Consider the following 18,037-nt stretch of genomic DNA (forward strand, 5'->3'; position numbering starts at 1 on the left):
AATGCACTCAACTCTTCCACAGTCAAAAATCTCGAAACAACTTAATTCATTCGGTCCATCCGGGAATCCACGAAGTACCCGCGAGCGGAATGCGCGCCATTGCCGCGGCCTCGACCGTCAGCGCGACCAGATCCTCCGGTTCGAGGTGATGGACGTTCTGCTTGCCGCACGCTCGCGCGATCGTCGTCAGTTCCATGTTCAGCGTCTTCAGGTAGTTGCGCACGCGGCGTGAACCTTCATCGGGCTGCACACGCTGTTCGAGCACCGCGTCCTGCGTGGTCACGCCGACCGGGCACTTGCCCGTGTGGCAGTGATGGCAGAAACCCGGCGACGTGTTCAGCGCCGCGTAGTCCGCCGCCGCCGAATGCAGCGCGCCGTTCTGAAAGTACGTATCGCTGTTGCAGCCGAGCGCCATCAGCATGCCCTGCCCGATCGCCACCGCGTCCGCGCCGAGCGCCAATGCCTTCGCCACGTCAGCACCGGTGCGGATGCCGCCCGAGACGATCAGTTGCACCTGGCCTTTCATATTCAGATCTTCGAGCGCGTCCACAGCCTGGCGAACCGCGGCCAGCGTCGGAATACCGACGTTCTCGATGAAGCAGGTCTGTGTCGCCGCCGTGCCGCCCTGCATCCCGTCGATCACGACCACGTCCGCGCCCGCATGCACCGCGAGCTTGACGTCGTTGAACGTGCGGGTTGCGCCGACCTTCACGTAGATCGGTTTTTCCCAATCGGTGATTTCGCGCAGTTCCTGAATCTTGATCGCCAGATCGTCCGGGCCGGTCCAGTCCGGGTGACGGCTCGCCGAACGCTGATCGACGCCGGCCGGCAACGTGCGCATCGAGGCGACACGCGGATTGACCTTCTGCCCGAGCAGCATGCCGCCGCCGCCCGGTTTCGCGCCCTGACCGATCACGATTTCGATCGCGTCGGCGCGGCGCACGTCGTCCGGGTTGAAGCCGTAGCGCGACGGCAGGCACTGATAGACCAGCGTCTTCGACGAGCGGCGTTCTTCCTGCGTCATGCCGCCGTCGCCGGTGGTGGTCGAGGTGCCCATCGCGGTCGCGGCCTGGCCGAGCGCTTCTTTCACGTTCGCGGACAGCGCGCCGAAGCTCATGCCGGCAATCGTGATCGGAATGTCGAGCACCACCGGCTTTTTGGCGAAGCGCGTGCCGAGCACTGTCTGCGTCGCGCATTTCTCGCGATACCCTTCGAGCGGATAGCGCGACAGCGAGGCGCCGAGAAACAGCAGATCGTCGAAATGCGGTACGCGGCGTTTCGCGCCCAGACCGCGAATTTCGTAGAGGCCGCGCTGCGCGGCGCTGTGGATATAGTCGATCGTCTTGCGGTCGTAGCCTTGCGACTCTTCCTGCTGCAAGCGGGCGAAGTGAACGGGTTTGGCTTCCATGGGAACCTTCTTCGAGAGCGTGTGTTCAATATTCCTGGTTCGCGTCGGCGTTCCAGTGATAGAGCGTGCGAGCGGAGGCGATCCGTTTGAACGACGCCGGGTCGTGGTCCATGCCGGCGGCGGTGAGCAAAGCGCGTACCGCGTCGATATCCGCCTGCGTCATCTGCTCGTACTGCGCGTCCGCGCCGAGCGATTTCACTTCGCCGCGCACGTACAGCACCGCTTCGTAAAGCGAGTCGCCGAGCGCATCACCCGCATCGCCACAGATCACCATGCGGCCCGCCTGCGCCATGAACGCCGAGAAGCTGCCCACCGAGCCGCCCACCACGATGTCGCCACCCTTCAGCGAAATACCGCAGCGCAGGCCCGCATCGCCGTCGATCACCAGCAGGCCACCGTGCGCCGAAGCGCCCGCGCCGTTCGACGCGAAACCCTTCACATGCACCTTGCCGCTCATCATGTTTTCCGCGACGCCGGTGCCCGCGCTGCCGTCGATCTCGATCGTCGCGTGTTTGTTCATGCCGCCCGCGTAATAGCCGGCGTGACCGGCGATCGTCACTCGCACCGGCGCATCCACACCGACTGCGAGGTTATGCGCGCCGTTTGGCGCGACGACCGTCACCGCCTGGCCCTCCAGTTCGCTCGCCGGTTTGTGCAAGAACTGGTTCAGCTCACGGACTGTCGTGCGCTCCAGATCGAAAGTCAGGCTTTCCATACATACATCTCCTCAGGTGCGGGTTCGAAGATCCTGGCGTTTTTGATATCGGGCAGATGCGCGAGCGAACGGAACTCGGAAGCGATAGCGACGTAGTCGTCGTTTTCCGCGACCACCGCCGGCTTGCACGCGAACGGATCGCGAATCAGCGCGAGTTCGGTCGAGGTGCCCATCAGGAACGTGTAGAAACCGTCGAGTTCTTCGAAACCCTTCTGCAATGCCACCGGCAACGTGTCGCCTTCCCGCAGCCGCCATTCGAGAAAGCGGCAGGCGGCTTCGGTGTCGTTGTCGGTATCGAAGTGAATGCCTTGCGGTTCGAGCTTGCGGCGCACGCCATGCGCGTTCGACAGCGAACCGTTGTGGACGAGGCAGAAGTCGTCGCCGGCCGTAAACGGATGCGCGCGGTCGGGCGTCACCGCCGATTCCGTCGCCATGCGTGTGTGGCCGACCAGGTGCGAGCCTTTCAGGTTCGCAAAGTCATAACGCCCGGCGACTTGCGACGGCGAGCCAATATCCTTGTACAGATCGATCGAGCGGCCGCTCGACAGCAGATACAGCTTCGGATAGCGCTCGCGCAGCCACGTCTTCACGCGCTCGACATTGCCTTGCACCGTCAGTACCGCATGATTGCCCTTGGCATCGACACGGGCGGTCACGTCCATCGCCGCGTTCAATGCGTCCAGCAGCGGTTGCCATGCGAAGTCCGCGCCTTCGTCGGTGAAGCCCGCGTAGATGCTCAGCTTGCGCTGACTCGCATCGACCTGTTTGCCGAACACCGCGAGGCCCGCCGAATCCGGTCCGCGTTCGGTCATGCCGATCAGCATCGGCACCATCAGTTCGCCGAGCCGTTCGCGCAATGCCGGCGTCTTGACCAGCAAGCCTACAATTCCGCACATAGTGCTTCTCCTTAGAAAAATTCGAGGTAGGTCTTCAGTTCCCAGTCCGAGACGTGGCGCATGTATTCGAGCCACTCCATCCGTTTGAGCTTGAGGAATTCATTGGCAACCGGGCCGAGCGCGTCGCATATCATGCGGTCGCTTTCGAGCGCATCGAGCGCCTGCTCGAGGTTTTGCGGCAGCACGCCGATGCCGTGTTCGGAGAGTTTCGCGGGCGACCACTCGTAGAGGTTCTCGTTAGCCGGTTCGCCCGGTGACAGACCACGGTCGATGCCGTCCAGCCCCGCGGCAATCACGGCCGCCGTCGCGAGATACGGATTGCACGCACCATCCGGCAAACGCAGTTCGATGCGCTCGCCGGGCATGCGCACCATCGTCGAACGGTTGTTGTCGCCGTAGCTGATGTAGGCCGGCGCCCACGTTGCGCCTGTCAGCGAGCGGCCAACAACGAGGCGCTTGTACGAGTTCACCGTCGGATTGCACAGCGCGGTCAGCGCCGGTGCATGTGCGAGCAGGCCGGCCGTGAACTGGTAGCCGAGCGACGAAAGCCCCATGCCGAGCTTGTCGGCAGCATCGGCGAACAGGTTGCGTTCGCCGTCGCCAATCGACATATGCATGTGCATGCCGTTACCCGGACGATTCGCGAACGGCTTCGGCATGAACGAGCAGATCATGCCGAGTTCATTGGCGATCTCGGAGGCTGCCATCTTGAAGAACACGTAGTGATCGCACGACGTCAGGCAATCGGTGTACGTGTAGTTGATTTCGAACTGCCCGTTCGCATCTTCATGATCGATCTGATAGACGTCGATCCCGACCGCGCGCATCGATTCGGTGAGCTTTTCCAGGAAGACGCGCGTACGCGAGAGTCCCTTGTAGTCGTAGCACGGCTTGGCGAGCGTATCGCTCGGATCGCATGGCTCCAGCACGCCCGATGCCGAACGGCGCAGCAACGAGAATTCCGGTTCGAGACCCGTGAAGAGCGTCCAGTTGCGCTCGGTCATCCGTGCGACCTGTTTCTTCAAGGTCACGCGCGAATCGTATTGCCACGCTTCGCCATCCACATGACCGTCGCAGACGATCCGTGCCAGGCCCGGCTGCCACGGCACCGGCGTGAGCGTCGCCAGATCGCCGACGGCCATATAGTCGGGGCCGTTCGGCTCGATACCTACGCCCCAGATCGCAAACCCCGCGAAACCGGCACCCGCTTTCAACACGCTCTTCAGATGACTGACCGGCACCGATTTCGCCTTGGCCACGCCGTGAATATCGACAAACTGCGCCAGCACGTACTTCACGCCCTGCTGCGTCAGATAAGCTTGCGCCTCTTCCGCCGAGCCGAAGCGGGGCACGCATCCGAGTTCGTTGACCGGCAGCTTGCTCGCATCGTTCAGGTTCATCGCCACTCCTTGCAACAACATCCTTTGTGGTTTGGAAAAGCCACACGCAACGCATGTGACCAGGCTATGCAACACGCTTCCGAACGCCGGTTTCGGCGCGCTTCAAGCTTGTCTTCAATCAAACAGAAACTTTATTGGTGCGCAACTAAGCTTCCCACTGTGAAACTCTTCGCACGCGACCCGGCGCTGCAATCTGCTACGCTTCCCTTTTCCGTGAGGCCTACATGCAAACCGGTGAAGACAATAAAACGCCGCTCGAGCGCTACCTCGGCATCACCATCCGCGAACTACGCCAGCGCCACGGCCTGACGATCGCTCAGGTCTCCGCGCAGGCCGGCATCAGCCGCGGCATGCTTTCGAAGATCGAGAACGCGCAGACCTCCGCGGGTCTCGAGGTGCTCAACCGCATCGCCCAGGCGCTCGGCGTTTCGCTCTCCACGCTGTTCCGCAATTTCGACGTGCCGCAAGGCGGTGCACAACTCGTCAAAAAAGGCGCCGGCATGGAGGTGGTCCGCAAAGGCACCAAACGCGGTCACACCTATCACCTGCTTGCCTACGACCAGGGTCCGCGCAAGCTCTTCGAACCCTTCCTGATCACGATGGAGGACGAGGCTGAACGTTTTCCTGTGTTCGAGCACCCGGGCACCGAATTCATCCACATGCTCAAAGGCGTGATCGAATACCGCCATGGTCAACAAACCTACATCCTTAATCCCGGCGACACGCTCACCTTCCAGGGTGAGATACCGCACGGTCCTGAGCGTCTGATCAAGACGCCCATTCAATTCCTGTCGATCTTTGTGTATCCGCAGTCGAGCGCTGACTGATCTCTCGCTGCGGCCGTCGCAGTCGACGCCTCTATCAATGCAACGTTTGTGCCATGTTTATCTGAGTGAATCAAAGATTCCCACCAATAAACGCTTTGGGCGCCATGCACTGTTCCTGATATCGACGCTGAAAGGCTCATCAGCCTGACTGCGGTGCACATCGTCGTTGTGACTGGTGCGACTTTGCACAAAAACGAGGTGTGCGGTTAAGCAGCGTTAAAAGCAACGCTTATACAAACGGGCGTTATTCAGCGCAATGCATCATCCGGCAGATCGGGCAGCGCCCGCGCCAGCGACGGCTGGATCGCGTTGTCCAGCACGCCGCGCGTCAGCATGACGATGTCGGCGGCGAACTGATCCCATTCACCCTGGCGGTGCAACAGAAAGAAATCGCGCCGCCCAAGACGGCTCGGCGGCAACGGCATCACCGCGATATCGTCCAGATAGTGTCGTGCCTGCCACAGACACAAGGGCGTCGAAATCGCAAAACCCACGCGAGCCGCCACCAGACTCAGCAGCGGATCGGTCGCATCGAACTCGTAACGCCGCGGACTGTTGATACCCAGATGTCGCGCGAAACGCTCGATCTGCTGGCCGATCACTGAGCGCGCCGTATAGCGGATCAGTGGCAGTTCGAGCGCGAGCGTGCGCCAGTCTATATTGCGGCGCCCGCTCAAGTGGCTACGCGCAACCACCACCACGAACGCCTCGGAAAACAGCGGCACTTCGACGATCCGTGCGTCGTTCAGCGTGGTCTGCGTGCAGATCGCGATATCCAGTTCGCGGTCGTGCAACTGTTTGCTCAGGCCCGGCGTGAGACCGGACCACATCGAAATCTGCCGCTCTGAATTCGACACCGCACGAATCAACTCGGGCCCAACAGTGGCCGCGAACGAATCGACGCAACCCAGGCGCACCGGCATCTTGCCGGTATGCGAGGCATCGCCGATACGGGCGCTCACCATCTGCGCGTGTTCGATCAACGGCCCCGCCAACTCCAGCAACGCGCGCCCCGCTACATTCGGGCGCGGCGGACGGCTCTCGCGATCGAACAGCGTCAGGCCCTGATCGCGCTCCAGCGCGGCAATCGACTGGCTGATGGCGCTCTGGCTCACGCCGAGCTGCTTCGCCGCGCCCGTCATCGAGCCGCTGTCGCAGACAGCCACAAAAGCCTGCAACGCGCGCAGATCGATCGGGGTCGGGGTTCGTCTCATGAAATGCTCCGCTCGCGTGGGTGACATGCCGGTCATCCTGTGCGGTACGACAGCATGGTGCCGAGGTGCGCAGGGTTGGTGTGCAGGATGAGAAATTGCATTGGCTCGCCATAAGTTTGCCTAATACAAAATTGGCGCGGCCAACGTTTTCCTAGAATTCGCCTCATTGCCCACACAGAGGTCCACATGAGCCACTACGATTTCATCGTGATCGGCGCTGGTGTCATCGGCGCGTCGGTCGCCCATCATCTCGCCGCCCTGGGCGCGCAAAGCGTGCTGGTTATCGAACAGGGCACGATCGGCGCGGGCACCACGTCACAGTCGTCCGGCCTGTTGCGCACGCACTATTCGGTGCGCCAGAACGTGGAACTCGCGCGCTCCTCGTGGTGGGCATTCAATAACTTCGCCGAGTATCTCGGCGATGACGAAGCGTCCTGTGGTCTCGTCAAATGCGGCTATCTGATCTGCGCGCCCGACGGCGACAAGCTGGAACCGCTGCGCGCCTCGCTCGCCGCGCAGCAGGATATGGGCATCGAAGTGCAACTACTCGACAAGGCGCAGGCGCACGAGCGCCTGCCGATCGCGAACTTCGACGACGCCGCGCTGACCGGCTATGAACCGGAGGCGGGTTTTGCGGATGCCTATCTGGTGGCGACCGGCTTCGCCCGTTCGGCGCGCCGCCGCGGTGTCAAGATCATGGAAGGCGTGACGGTCACGGGCATCGTCCGCGAAGGACGCCGGATCACCGGGGTCGCAACCAGCGCAGGCAACTTCAGCTGCGGCACCCTGATCAGCACGCAGAACATCTGGACGCCGGAACTCGCCGGCTGGATCGGTGTGCCGCTGCCGGTCAAGCCGGAGCGTCACACGGTGCTCGCACTCGAATGCGACGGCGCCGCGTATTCGTTCAAGATGCCCGCGTTCAAGGACCTCGGCTCGGCCGGCATGCTCTATTACCGCAGTTACGGCGGCAGCCAGATGCTGGTGTCGGAAGGTGTGGTGGGCGAAACGCTGAATTCGCCGGAAACGGAACAGGGCGATATCTCGCTCGACTATGTCGCCGAAGTCGGCGCCCAGGTGGCCGAACGCTTCCCGGCTTATGAGGCCGCGGGGCTGGCTTCGTCATGGACCGGTGTGTACGACGTGACGCCCGACTGGAATCCGGTGTTGGGCACGGTCGGCGATATCGAGGGTCTCGTGGTCGGTTTCGGTTTTTCGGGGCACGGCTTCAAGCTGTCGCCGGGCATCGGCAAGATCCTCGCCCAACATGCGCTCGGCCTGCCCACCGATGTTTCCCTCGCGCCCTACGCGCTCGACCGGTTCGCAAGTGGCGCACTGCTGGTGGGCAAGTACGGCTCGGGCGCGGTCTCCTGATCGAAGGATGCTCCCGTCATGACAATCAACATTCTGGTTCCAGTCAAGCGCGTCGTCGATGCCAACGTACGCGTGAGGGTCTCGGCGAACGGTTCGATCGACACCACCGGCCTCAAGATGTCGCTCAACCCGTTCGACGAATGCGCGGTCGAAAAGGCATTGCAACTCAAGGAAGCCGGCGTTGCGTCGAAGGTGACGGTGATCACGTGCGGCACGCAAGCCAGCCAGGACGTCTTGCGCACGGCGCTGGCAATGGGCGCGGACGATGCCGTGCTGATCGACACCGCAACGGCGACTTCCACGCTCGATTCGCTGGCGGTGGCGCGTCTGCTGAACGCTCACATGGCGAGTCGGGAATACGGCCTCGTGCTGTGCGGCAAGCAGGCGATCGACGGCGACATCGGCGGTGTCGCCGCCATGCTCGCCGCCCTGCTCGACTGGCCGCAGGCGTTGAACGCAGGCGCACTCTCGGCGGATGGCACAGGCTGGTCCGTCATGTGCGAAGACGACACCGGCACGGCGACGTGGCTGCTCGAGGGTCCGGCTGTCGTCAGCGCGGATCTGCGCCTCGCCGACCCGCGCCGCGTGACCTTGCCGAGCATCGTCAAGGCGAAGCAGAAGCCGCTCGCGATCGTGGACGCCGCCACGCTGGCAATCGATCTGACGCCCCGGAGCCATATCGTCAAGCTCAGCGATCCGCCGGTCCGCCAGCCCGGCATCAAGGTCGCCGACAGCGCCGCGCTCATCGCAGCGCTCACAGAACGACGCGTATTCGATCAGGCAGGAGTCCCCGCATGAGAAGCCTTGTCGTAGCTGAAAGCGAAAACGGCCGCCTTGCCGAGGCGACGCTTCGCGTTATCACTGCGGTGATGCAACGCGGCCTGCCGGTCGATGTGTTCTTGCCGGATGCCGCGCTTGCATCCACGGTCGAAAGGATCGCCGGTGTCGAGCGCGCTCTCGTGATGGCTGGCGCGACGAGCGAGGACGTTGTGCCTGAAACGCTCGCCGCGCAGTTGTACGCGATGCACGGACCGTATTCGCTGATCGCCGCGAGTCATCGGACGCTCGGCCGTAGCGCCCTGCCGCGCGCCGCGGCGCTTGTCGGCGGTGCATTCATTCCAGATGTGATCGCCGCGGAAGGCGATGGCGCGTTCGTGCGCAGCCTTTATGCGGGAAGCGTCATCGCCAACGTGAACACGGCCAGCGCCGTGACGTTCGCGACATATCGGGCGTCGTCGTTCGCGCCGGCGGCCGACAGCGGCGGCAACGGGCAACGCGTGACGCTCGAACCGGCTGCGGGCTTTAGCCGGACGAGGCTCGTCGAGCGCCAGGCATCGGCACAGACCGGCCGCGAGCTGCCTGACGCGCGGATCGTCGTCGCGGGCGGGCGTGGTCTGGCATCGAAGGACAGTATGGACCGGCTCGGCGAACTGGCGGAAAAGATGGGCGCGGCGCTCGGCGCATCGCGGGCCGCGGTGGATGCCGGCTACGCGCCGAATACCGCACAGGTCGGGCAAACCGGCAAGATGGTCGCACCCGACGTCTACCTTGCATTCGGCATCTCCGGCGCGATTCAGCATCTGGCCGGGATGAAGGACTCGAAGACCATTGTCGCAATCAATAAAGATCCGGACGCGCCGATCTTTTCGGTCGCGGATATCGGGCTCGTCGGCGATCTGTTCGAGGTGGTGGGCGAGATCGAAGCGCATGTCGGCGCGGGAGGCACGAGCCGATGACACTTCATCTGTCGGGCGCGTCAACCTCATTGGCCAATGGCAACGCATCGCCGCATCCCGCTACGGAATCACAGCCTGCAGTACGTTTTTTCAATTGCGCCAGTCTGGTGCACGAACCGTGGGCGAACGGCGGCGGCGTTACACGGACCATCGCACGCGGGCCCGAGGATGACACGGGCGTCCATTGGCGCGTCAGCCTGGCAACGCTGAGTGGCGCGGCCAGGTTTTCGCAGTTTCCCGGATTCGATCGAACGCTGGTGCTGCTCGATGACGGCTCAGTCGATCTGCATTCGCAGGATGGCCAGTTAATCGCCCACGCGGGGCAACCGGTTCAGTTTTCCGGCGATCTGCATGTGTGGGTCACGTTGGCCGCCAGGCCGGTTCATGTGCTCAATGTCATGACACGGCGCGAGGCGTGCCGCGCGACCGTCAGCATCCACACGCATTCGTTGCGCGTGACGCCCGCAGCCAGTCAGTTGCTGTTATCAGTCGACGGTCAATGGACGCTCTCCAGTTCTCTGCTTCGCAACGTCTCGCTGGCGCCGATGAATGGAATATGGCTCGAAAAACGGCACGAAGCGCTGGATCTCAGTCCGCTCGGACCGGGTGCGAAACTGCTGTCGATTGCGATTGAACCGCTGGCGGACCGCTAGGAGAACCCTATGGCAAGCAACGCACTGATCGAACAGTACGGCCCGCGCGAGTCGATGGAATACGACGTGGTGATCGTCGGCGGCGGCCCCGCTGGCCTGTCCGCGGCGATCCGTCTGAAGCAGCTGGCGCAGGAGAAAGGCGTCGAGGTGGGCGTCTGTGTACTGGAGAAAGGCTCGGAGGTCGGTGCCCATATTCTCTCAGGCGCGGTGATGGACCCGCGCGCCTTGAACGAGCTGATCCCCGACTGGAAGGAAAAAGGCGCGCCGCTCGATGTCGACGTGACTGAGGACCGCTTCCTGTTCCTGAGCGAATCCGGCGCCAAAAGCGTGCCGAACTGGGCGCTGCCGGATAACTTCAAGAATCACGGCAATTACGTTGTGAGCCTCGCGAACGTCACGCGCTGGCTCGGCCAGCAGGCCGAAGCGCTCGGCGTCGAGATTTTCCCGGGTTTTCCCGCAGCCGAAGTGCTGTACAACGACGATGGCTCGGCCAAAGGTGTCGCCACTGGCAATCTGGGTATCGGCAAGGACGGCCAGCCGACTGAAAACTTCCAGCTCGGCATGGAGCTGCACGCGAAATACACGCTCTTCTGCGAAGGCGCACGTGGCCATCTGGGCCGTCAGCTGAACGACCGGTACAAGCTGCGTGACGGCGTCGATCCGCAGGTCTACGGCATCGGCATCAAGGAGCTGTGGGAAATCGATCCGGCCAAGCACAAGCCGGGTCTGGTCATTCACACGGCCGGCTGGCCGCTCGAGAGCGACACCTACGGCGGCTCGTTCCTCTATCACATGGACAACAACCAGGTGATGGTGGGCTTTGTCGTGGGGCTCGGCTATTCGAATCCGTATCTGTCGCCGTTCGAGGAATTCCAGCGCTACAAGACGCATCCGTCGATCCGCGCGTTTCTCGAAGGTGGCAAGCGGGTGTCGTATGGCGCGCGGGCGATCACCGCGGGCGGCCTGATGTCGCTGCCGAAACTGGTATTCCCGGGCGGGGCGCTGGTCGGCGACGATGCGGGCTTCCTGAATGCATCGCGGATCAAGGGCTCGCATGCGGCGATCAAGACCGGCATGCTGGCGGCCGATGCGGCCTTCGACGCGGTGCAGGCGGGCCGTCAGGCGGACGAACTCGCCGCCTATCCGGAGGCATTCAAACAGTCGTGGCTGCACACCGAGCTGTACCGTGCGCGCAACTTCAAGCAGTGGATGAGCAAGGGCCTGTATCTCGGCACGCTGATGGTGGGGCTGGAGCAGAAGGTGCTGGGCGGCAACGTGCCGTGGACGCTGCATCACCAGCATTCCGATCACGAGATGCTCAAGCCCGCATCGCAGTGCAAGCCGATCGTCTATCCGAAGCCGGATGGCAAGCTGACGTTCGACCGCCTGTCGTCAGTGTTCATCTCGAACACCAACCATGAAGAGAACCAGCCGGCGCACCTGACGCTGAAAGATCCGTCGGTGCCGGTGAACATCAACCTGGCCACGTACGCCGGCCCGGAAAGCCGCTACTGCCCGGCAGCGGTGTATGAGTTCGTGAAGAACGACGACGGCAGCGAGCGGCTCGTGATCAACGCGCAGAACTGCGTGCACTGCAAGACATGCGACATCAAGGACCCGACGCAGAACATCGTGTGGGTCACGCCGGAAGGCGGCGGTGGGCCGAACTATCCGAACATGTGAGCGCCGCAAAAAAGGCGGCTTCGGAGTTCGAAGCCGCCTTTCTTATGCATTCACGCATTCGCCACCAGCGATTGCACGGTCCCTTTTTCGACATCGCCGACATAGATGCCAAACGCATCTTCGGTCCGCTCCTTCACGTAGCGGCGCAGCATCGACTGCACGGCCGGGTCGCGAATCTCGTTCCATGGTATCGCGTCGAGCGGCACATAGCGAACGTCCGCGACTGCCGGCGCGTCGTCGACCACGCGCCCGCGATAGTAGATGTGCGTGACGCCCTTCTCCTCGAACACCGCGAACAGAAAATCGAGGTTGACGTTCAGTTTCAGACCGTCAAGCACGCCGCGCAAACTCGTAGCGTCCGCCAGCGGTTCGAGCCGCGTGCCGGTAGGCAACTGCAATCCGCTCGCGGTCCTGGTCAGCACGAGCCCTCTGGCATGTTCGAGAATCGCGCCGACCTGCGCACGTTGGCCAGTCGCCGCCAACGCTTCCTGCGACAAACTGAAATCCACATACGCGCCGCGGCAATACCCTAATGGCGTCGCGCTGGAATGCGTGAAGTCCACCACGCGCCCGATCAGGATGATGTGATCGCCGGCGTCCACCACCTGATGCGTCTCGCAGTCGAAGCTCGCCGCTGCGCCGTCCATCACCGGGCTGCCGGTGCGCCGCGCGTGCCACGCGACCTGCGCGAACTTGTCCGCGCTCTTCGACGCGAACACGCCCGACACCGGCCGCTGATCTTCCGCAAGCACACTGACCGCAAAACGCTGCGTCTGCGAAAACACCGGATGGCTCGACGCGGTCCTGGCGATGCACACGAGGATCAACGCGGGATCGAGCGACACCGACGTGAACGAATTCGCTGTAAAACCGCGCGGCGTGCCATCCGGCTGGATCGTCGTCACCACCGTCACGCCGGTGACGAACGCGCCCAACGCGCGGCGAAACTCGATAACGTCAAAAGAAGAATCGGTCATGGTGCTGCTCCTCAGGACTGACGGCTCGCATCGCGAATAAAGTGCAGAAGCCGCTGATTCACAATCGACGGCGCGGTGACGTTCATCATGTGCCGTTCGTTGGCAATAATCTCGGCGCGGCCGAGCGGCGCTGCGGCCGCCATTGACTCCGACATCGCCGGACTCGAATTCGGATCGCATTCGCCGGTCATGAACAGCGCCGGTATCGCGAGTTGCGGCAAGCGGCCCAGATGCGCCTGGTCCGAACTCGCAAACAGCCGGTACGTGCGCGCATAGCCTTCGAGATCGACGCTCTCCAGCAACGAGCGCACGAGCTCCGCGACGTTCGCCAGATGACCCGGCACCGGATCGTCGAACCAGCGGGCGATCGTGGCATTGATGCTCGGCTGGTCGAGCCCGCCGTTCAGCGACGCCGCGCGCTGCATGACGGCGGCCCGTTGCGACGGCGTGCGGTCGTACACCGCATTGAGCGCGGTGACGCTCGTCACCCGCGACGGGTAACGCAACGCGAATTCGAGCGCGATCAGCGAACCCATTGAATGACCGACGACATGCGCCGTCCTGATGCCGAGGTGATCCAGCAGCGCCAGCAACTGCGCCGCGTATTCGTCCAGTTGCGGCGACGCGGCCGGCAGCCGGCTCGCGCCGTGTCCCAGCATGTCGTAGCTGACGACGCGAAAGTGCGCCCTCAACGCTGCGACCTGCGGTTCCCACACGCAGCGATTCATCCCCACGCCATGGATCAGCACGAGGACATCACCCTCGCCGGCCACGCTGTAGGCCGTGCCGTCGAACACGCCGCTCATCGACGCATTTGCGATGTCGGTTTCACGCTTCATTGGAGCCCAGCTCCTTCAGATCCTGATAGCGGTCGCCGATCCGGTGGTGCGGCCGCCCGCCAATCGACGCGCCGAGCGCAATCACGAGTTCGTCCGGCGCAGGCGCGTCGACGATCGAAAACTGGATGGTCAGGTAGTGCGAGCGCATGGCTTCGTCGCCCTTGTGCATCAGCGGGATCGTGACCGGGCAGTTCGGGCCGCCACGCAGGTTCGTGAAGCTCAGGTAACTCTTGGCGCCGACCGCTTCGCGAAACTTGTTGCCAAAGCGCAGCGTATGAATCAGCGCCGATGCGTGCTCGACTTCACCCGACGTCCCGACGATCGCCGCCTTGCCGTAACCCTCCACCGCTTCGCCGGAACCGGCGATGCGCAGAATCTCGGCCGTCAGCACTTCACCGAGTTGCGGCCCGAGCGCGTGAATCTCCGGCTTCAGGTCCTCGACGAAGCCGCGCCCGGCCCATGGATTGCGCAGCACCGCCGCAGCCGCGAACAGTTTCAACGGCCGGGGTGCGGCTTTGCCGCCTTCGATGAACGTGTCTTCCACATAGGTGACCAGCTTGCGAATCTCGAGCTTCATCAGACTTCCTCCGGAGACAGGTGCGCCTTGGCTCAGTGCGCGACGCGTTGGAAGTATTATGGTATTCCATATTAGCGTATGCAAGATTTTTCATCCCGATGACGGGTTTACGAGACTCCCCTTCGATGCACGGACGAAAAAAAACCGTCGCGCGCGACGGTTTTTCTGGCGAACGAAACGAGATGTTCAGGCGCTTTCGCTTTGATCCGTGACCTGCTCGGCGAGCGCGGCCATGGCGATGGCTGCCGTGCGCCGCACATGCTCGAACGACGCGGCAGCGGCCGCAGTGCCGTCCTTCTTTGCAATCGCGGTCAACAGCTTGTTCATTTCGCGATTCGAGTCCACGCCGCGCCCCGGCGACGAGATCGTCACCGAACGCAACTGGTTGATGCGGCCGTTCAGCGATTTGACCACCTGATGCATCATCAGCTTGTGGCCGCCCGTGAACATCGCTTCGTAAAAGCGTTCGGTGTAAGCCAACACCCGGCGGAAGTCGGACTTGTCGAAAGCGTCTTCGATTTCCTTGCGGATTTCGCGCAACTGCTTCACGAGCGCGGGTGTTGCAAGCTCGGCGCAGGCCCGCGCCGCCTCCGACTCGAGCAACGCCCGAATCTCGTAGATTTCCTGCACCTGTTCCGGGTCGAGCCGCGCGACGATGGGACCGGAATGCGCGACCGTCTCCACCAGCCCTTCCGTTTCCAGATGGCGCAGCACTTCGCGCACCACGGTGCGGCTCACGCCAAGCTGATCGCACAATGTTCGCTCGATCAACCGGTCGCCGGGACGATAAAAGCCCTGCGAAATGGCCTCGCGCAGCTTCTCGAGCGTGAGTTCGCGAAGGGTCGGTGCACTACGGTCAACGCGCATCTGTTCGATCATGGCGAGCTTCCCAAGCGAGATTCTGGGTCAGTTGGTTTTTGGAATACCATAGTATCGCACAGTCGTCGGCTACGGACCGCGATGCCGCGCGTCATGCGGGAAACACCTGCGCGTGGGCGCGGTCCCAGTCGAGCCAGGCTTGCGCGCCCACCGCGAGCCCCGCCTCGTGGGCGCCCGCCGCTGTGCGCACCGCGATCTCCTGCTGCCAGGGCGTCGCCACCGAATAGTGCATCGTGTCGCCCAGATACGTGATGTCACGCACGACGACCGGCAAGCCATCGTTTGCCACGTGCGGCGCCTGCACGCGGATACGGATCTGTTCGGGCCGCAGCATCAGCGCGCCGCCGTCGCCCGCGTTAAGCGCGTGGTCGCAGCCCGCGATCGGCACCGGCCTGCCGTTGGGGAACACCGCATGCGAGTCCGAATGGCCGCTGGCCAGCGTGACCGGCAGGAAGTTCGAATTGCCGATGAAGCTTGCCACGAAGCGCGACGCCGGCTTTCGGTACAGATCCTCACCCGTGCCGACCTGCTCGATGCGCCCTTTGTTGAACACCGCGATCCGGTCGGACAGGCGCAATGCCTCTTCCTGATCATGCGTCACGTACAGGATCGTGACACCGGTTTGCTGATGAATGCGCCGCAGTTCGGTCTGCAGTTCCTCACGCAGCTTCTTGTCGAGCGCGGACAGCGGCTCGTCCATCAGCAGCACCGGCGGATCGTAGGCCAGCGCACGCGCAATCGCGACACGCTGTTGCATGCCGCCCGACAACTGCCCGGGCATCCGGTCACGGCAATCGGCCAGATGCACGAGCTTGAGCATTTCATCGACTTTCGCACGCACTTTCGCCTCCGGCCAGCGTCGCACGCGCAACGGAAACGCGACGTTCTCGCCGACCGTCAGATGCGGAAACAGCGTGTAGCGCTGAAACACCATGCCGATGTTGCGGCGGTTCGGCGCGACCGACAGCAGCGGCTTGCCGTCGAGCAACACTCGGCCGTCGGTCGGCGACTGGAAGCCCGCGACGATGTACAGCGTGGTGCTCTTGCCCGAGCCAGACGGCCCGAGGAAAGTCATGAACTCGCCCTTCTCGATGTCGAGCGACACCTGATCGATGGCGACGACCTGATCGTAGGTCTTGCGAAGACGCTGAATCTGCAAAAACGGTGAGCTCACGATTTACCTCTCTTCAGTACCAGGCTCAGCAACATCAGGACGACGGTCAGACCGACGAGCAATGACGACGCGGCGGCGATCACCGGTGTCAGATCCTGCCGCAGCGTGCTCCAGATGCGCACCGGCAACGTCTGCAGCGTCGGGCTGGCCATGAAGATCGACACGACGACCTCGTCCCACGACGCAAGAAACGAGAAGATTGCCGCCGCGAACAGGCCGAGCCGGATACCCGGCAGCGTGACGCGCCATTTCACTTCAAGCGGCCCGGCGCCGCAAATCAGCGCGGCATCCTCGAGCGACGTGTCGAAACTTTCCAGCGAGTTGCTGATCGCGATGATCGAAAACGGCAACGCGATGATCAGATGGCCGATCACGAAACCGACCAGCGTGCCCGTCAAGCCGATACGCAGGAAGAAGCCATACAGCGCGACGGCGAGCACGACGACGGGCAGCACCATCGGTGTCAGAAAGAACGCCTTGAGCAAGGCACGTCCACGAAAATTGCCGCGTGTCAGCGCCAGCGATGCGAGCAGCCCCAGCACCACCGACAGCACCATCACGACGAGCCCCAGTTCGACGCTCGTCAGCAGCGAGTCGAGCCAGCCCGGATCGGCAAACAGCATGCCGTACCACTGCAGCGTCCAGCCGGGTGGAGGAAACATCAGCCATTGCGAATTGCCGAACGAGAGCGCGACGATGAACAGCACCGGCAGCAGCAGGAACAGCGACACCGCGCCGCCGACGCTCAGCAACAGCCAGCGCAACGGGCCAAGACGATCGAAATCGAGCAGCATGTCAGTGAACTCCTGTGGCGCTCACGGCGCGGCTCGAGAAGCGAAGCTGCACCGCGTACAGCGACAACGTGACGAGCAGCAGCACGAACGCGGCCGCCCCTGCCAGCCCCCAGTTGAGCAACTGCTGGACAAGTTGGGCGATCAATTCGGCAAGCATCATGTATTCCGGGCCGCCCAACAGCGCGGGTGTGACGAAGTAGCCGAGCGCCATCACGAACACCATCAGCGCGCCGCTGGCAATGCCAGGCATCGCGAGCGGCACCAGCACCCGCCAGAATGCCTGCCAGCGGGTCGCGCCGCAGATTGCGGCGGCGCGCAGCGTGGTCGGATCGATCGCACGCAAGGTGGCATGCAACGGCATCACGAGAAACGGCAACATGATGTAGGTCATGCCGATTGTCACACCGGTGAGGTTGTTCACGAGCGTGAACGGCTCATGGATCACGCCGAGCCACATCAGCAGACGGTTGATCGGACCAGTCTGTTGCAGCAGCACCATCCATGCGAAAGTGCGCGCAAGCAGATTGGTCCACATTGACAGCAGCAGGATCGCGAACACCAGCTTGCCGATCCAGCGCGGCGCGATCGCGAGCAGCCACGCGGTCGGAAAACCGATCACAACCGTCACGACGGTCACCACCGAAGCGACGAAAAACGTATTGCCGAACACACGCAGATAGGTGGTCGAGCCGAATAGCTGCGCGTAGTTCTGAATGCCGGGCGTCGGCTCCAGCACGCTGCGCAGCAGCAGCGAGAGCACCGGCAACAGGAAAAACACGACCAGCAGCAACAGCGCCGGCGCGATCAGCCGGATTTTCCTGAGGCCGACGGTCATCTTCGGCGCCACGACCGGCGGTTCCGCGATAGTACTGACTGCATTCGACATGATGA

The 18,037-nt window shown here is 63.0% G+C and carries 18 protein-coding genes; 6 read left to right on the plus strand and 12 right to left on the minus strand.

The genetic code is table 11. From position 1 onward, the window contains the following. Positions 1–46: 46 nt before the first annotated feature. Genes P3T21_RS10970 through glnT form a run of 4 tightly spaced genes read right to left on the minus strand, consistent with a single transcriptional unit; the run spans position 47 to position 4,419 of the window. A complete protein-coding gene (locus P3T21_RS10970; RefSeq protein ID WP_429255963.1) occupies positions 47–1,408 on the minus strand; it encodes an FMN-binding glutamate synthase family protein in 1,362 nt (453 codons plus the stop codon). A 25-nt stretch (positions 1,409–1,433) separates the two neighbouring features. Then, positions 1,434–2,123: a protein glxC gene (locus tag P3T21_RS10975; RefSeq protein ID WP_429255964.1), complete on the minus strand. Its 690-nt coding sequence runs from the start codon at positions 2,121–2,123 to the stop codon at positions 1,434–1,436. Further along, positions 2,111–3,019, minus strand: coding sequence for a class II glutamine amidotransferase (locus P3T21_RS10980; RefSeq protein ID WP_429255965.1), 909 nt, complete (start codon positions 3,017–3,019; stop codon positions 2,111–2,113). The genes P3T21_RS10975 and P3T21_RS10980 overlap by 13 nt, the downstream gene beginning before the upstream one ends. A gap of 11 nt (positions 3,020–3,030) precedes the next feature. Continuing rightward, positions 3,031–4,419 carry a type III glutamate--ammonia ligase gene (glnT, locus tag P3T21_RS10985; protein ID WP_429255966.1) on the minus strand — a complete coding sequence of 463 codons (1,389 nt, stop codon included), beginning with the start codon at positions 4,417–4,419 and terminating at the stop codon, positions 3,031–3,033. 224 nt (positions 4,420–4,643) lie between these two features. Here glnT and P3T21_RS10990 point away from each other — a divergent pair, with 224 nt between their 5' ends. Further along, positions 4,644–5,246, plus strand: a complete 603-nt coding sequence (locus P3T21_RS10990) for a helix-turn-helix domain-containing protein (RefSeq protein WP_429255967.1) — start codon at positions 4,644–4,646, stop codon at positions 5,244–5,246. Between the two features lie 248 nt (positions 5,247–5,494). Here P3T21_RS10990 and P3T21_RS10995 read toward each other — a convergent pair whose 3' ends face one another. Continuing rightward, the gene (locus P3T21_RS10995; RefSeq protein ID WP_429255968.1) at positions 5,495–6,460 is read right to left on the minus strand and encodes a LysR family transcriptional regulator; all 966 of its coding nucleotides are present in this window, start codon (positions 6,458–6,460) and stop codon (positions 5,495–5,497) included. Between the two features lie 186 nt (positions 6,461–6,646). Between P3T21_RS10995 and P3T21_RS11000 the strand changes: the two genes are divergently transcribed. Genes P3T21_RS11000 through P3T21_RS11020 form a run of 5 tightly spaced genes read left to right on the plus strand, consistent with a single transcriptional unit; the run spans position 6,647 to position 11,906 of the window. Then, entirely contained in the window at positions 6,647–7,834 is a 1,188-nt protein-coding gene (locus P3T21_RS11000) for an NAD(P)/FAD-dependent oxidoreductase (RefSeq protein ID WP_429255969.1), read from the plus strand. A gap of 24 nt (positions 7,835–7,858) precedes the next feature. Next, the gene (locus P3T21_RS11005; protein WP_429256306.1) at positions 7,859–8,632 is read left to right on the plus strand and encodes an electron transfer flavoprotein subunit beta/FixA family protein; all 774 of its coding nucleotides are present in this window, start codon (positions 7,859–7,861) and stop codon (positions 8,630–8,632) included. Next, positions 8,629–9,570, plus strand: a complete 942-nt coding sequence (locus P3T21_RS11010; RefSeq protein ID WP_429255970.1) for an electron transfer flavoprotein subunit alpha/FixB family protein — start codon at positions 8,629–8,631, stop codon at positions 9,568–9,570. The genes P3T21_RS11005 and P3T21_RS11010 overlap by 4 nt, the downstream gene beginning before the upstream one ends. Further along, entirely contained in the window at positions 9,567–10,223 is a 657-nt protein-coding gene (locus tag P3T21_RS11015) for a HutD/Ves family protein (protein ID WP_429255971.1), read from the plus strand. Before P3T21_RS11010 ends, P3T21_RS11015 begins: the two co-directional genes overlap by 4 nt. Before the next feature lie 9 nt (positions 10,224–10,232). After that, positions 10,233–11,906 (plus strand): electron transfer flavoprotein-ubiquinone oxidoreductase, encoded by a 1,674-nt coding sequence (locus P3T21_RS11020; RefSeq protein WP_429255972.1) that lies wholly within the window; start codon positions 10,233–10,235, stop codon positions 11,904–11,906. Between the two features lie 50 nt (positions 11,907–11,956). Here P3T21_RS11020 and P3T21_RS11025 read toward each other — a convergent pair whose 3' ends face one another. The 7 genes from P3T21_RS11025 to P3T21_RS11055 form a co-directional block, all read right to left on the minus strand. Beyond that, positions 11,957–12,883, minus strand: a complete 927-nt coding sequence (locus P3T21_RS11025) for a flavin reductase (protein ID WP_429255973.1) — start codon at positions 12,881–12,883, stop codon at positions 11,957–11,959. 11 nt (positions 12,884–12,894) lie between these two features. Next, the gene (locus P3T21_RS11030) at positions 12,895–13,722 is read right to left on the minus strand and encodes an alpha/beta fold hydrolase (RefSeq protein ID WP_429255974.1); all 828 of its coding nucleotides are present in this window, start codon (positions 13,720–13,722) and stop codon (positions 12,895–12,897) included. After that, positions 13,712–14,299 (minus strand): amino acid synthesis family protein, encoded by a 588-nt coding sequence (locus P3T21_RS11035; protein ID WP_429255975.1) that lies wholly within the window; start codon positions 14,297–14,299, stop codon positions 13,712–13,714. The genes P3T21_RS11030 and P3T21_RS11035 overlap by 11 nt, the downstream gene beginning before the upstream one ends. 186 nt (positions 14,300–14,485) lie before the next feature. Beyond that, entirely contained in the window at positions 14,486–15,178 is a 693-nt protein-coding gene (locus tag P3T21_RS11040; RefSeq protein ID WP_429255976.1) for a GntR family transcriptional regulator, read from the minus strand. Positions 15,179–15,269: 91 nt separating this feature from the next. After that, entirely contained in the window at positions 15,270–16,352 is a 1,083-nt protein-coding gene (locus tag P3T21_RS11045) for an ABC transporter ATP-binding protein (RefSeq protein ID WP_429255977.1), read from the minus strand. Beyond that, positions 16,349–17,146: an ABC transporter permease gene (locus P3T21_RS11050; RefSeq protein WP_154563633.1), complete on the minus strand. Its 798-nt coding sequence runs from the start codon at positions 17,144–17,146 to the stop codon at positions 16,349–16,351. Before P3T21_RS11050 ends, P3T21_RS11045 begins: the two co-directional genes overlap by 4 nt. Position 17,147: 1 nt before the next feature. Next, positions 17,148–17,981: an ABC transporter permease gene (locus P3T21_RS11055; protein WP_429256307.1), complete on the minus strand. Its 834-nt coding sequence runs from the start codon at positions 17,979–17,981 to the stop codon at positions 17,148–17,150. Positions 17,982–18,037: the final 56 nt, after the last annotated feature.

This window comes from Paraburkholderia sp. GAS334 (genome assembly GCF_050436625.1).
Classification (GTDB): Bacteria; Pseudomonadota; Gammaproteobacteria; order Burkholderiales; family Burkholderiaceae; genus Paraburkholderia.

Bases quoted from the DNA above. Each gene is read 5' to 3' on its own strand.
- P3T21_RS11020 (WP_429255972.1), top strand. From the start codon at position 10,233: ATGGCAAGCAACGCACTGATCGAACAGTACGGCCCGCGCGAGTCGATG.
- P3T21_RS11015 (WP_429255971.1), top strand. From the start codon at position 9,567: ATGACACTTCATCTGTCGGGCGCGTCAACCTCATTGGCCAATGGCAAC.
- P3T21_RS11035 (WP_429255975.1), bottom strand. From the start codon at position 14,299: ATGAAGCTCGAGATTCGCAAGCTGGTCACCTATGTGGAAGACACGTTC.
- P3T21_RS11040 (WP_429255976.1), bottom strand. From the start codon at position 15,178: ATGATCGAACAGATGCGCGTTGACCGTAGTGCACCGACCCTTCGCGAA.
- P3T21_RS11000 (WP_429255969.1), top strand. From the start codon at position 6,647: ATGAGCCACTACGATTTCATCGTGATCGGCGCTGGTGTCATCGGCGCG.
- P3T21_RS10990 (WP_429255967.1), top strand. From the start codon at position 4,644: ATGCAAACCGGTGAAGACAATAAAACGCCGCTCGAGCGCTACCTCGGC.
- P3T21_RS11055 (WP_429256307.1), bottom strand. From the start codon at position 17,981: ATGACCGTCGGCCTCAGGAAAATCCGGCTGATCGCGCCGGCGCTGTTG.
- P3T21_RS10995 (WP_429255968.1), bottom strand. From the start codon at position 6,460: ATGAGACGAACCCCGACCCCGATCGATCTGCGCGCGTTGCAGGCTTTT.
- P3T21_RS11025 (WP_429255973.1), bottom strand. From the start codon at position 12,883: ATGACCGATTCTTCTTTTGACGTTATCGAGTTTCGCCGCGCGTTGGGC.
- P3T21_RS11030 (WP_429255974.1), bottom strand. From the start codon at position 13,722: ATGAAGCGTGAAACCGACATCGCAAATGCGTCGATGAGCGGCGTGTTC.
- P3T21_RS10970 (WP_429255963.1), bottom strand. From the start codon at position 1,408: ATGGAAGCCAAACCCGTTCACTTCGCCCGCTTGCAGCAGGAAGAGTCG.
- P3T21_RS11010 (WP_429255970.1), top strand. From the start codon at position 8,629: ATGAGAAGCCTTGTCGTAGCTGAAAGCGAAAACGGCCGCCTTGCCGAG.
- glnT (WP_429255966.1), bottom strand. From the start codon at position 4,419: ATGAACCTGAACGATGCGAGCAAGCTGCCGGTCAACGAACTCGGATGC.
- P3T21_RS10980 (WP_429255965.1), bottom strand. From the start codon at position 3,019: ATGTGCGGAATTGTAGGCTTGCTGGTCAAGACGCCGGCATTGCGCGAA.
- P3T21_RS11050 (WP_154563633.1), bottom strand. From the start codon at position 17,146: ATGCTGCTCGATTTCGATCGTCTTGGCCCGTTGCGCTGGCTGTTGCTG.
- P3T21_RS10975 (WP_429255964.1), bottom strand. From the start codon at position 2,123: ATGGAAAGCCTGACTTTCGATCTGGAGCGCACGACAGTCCGTGAGCTG.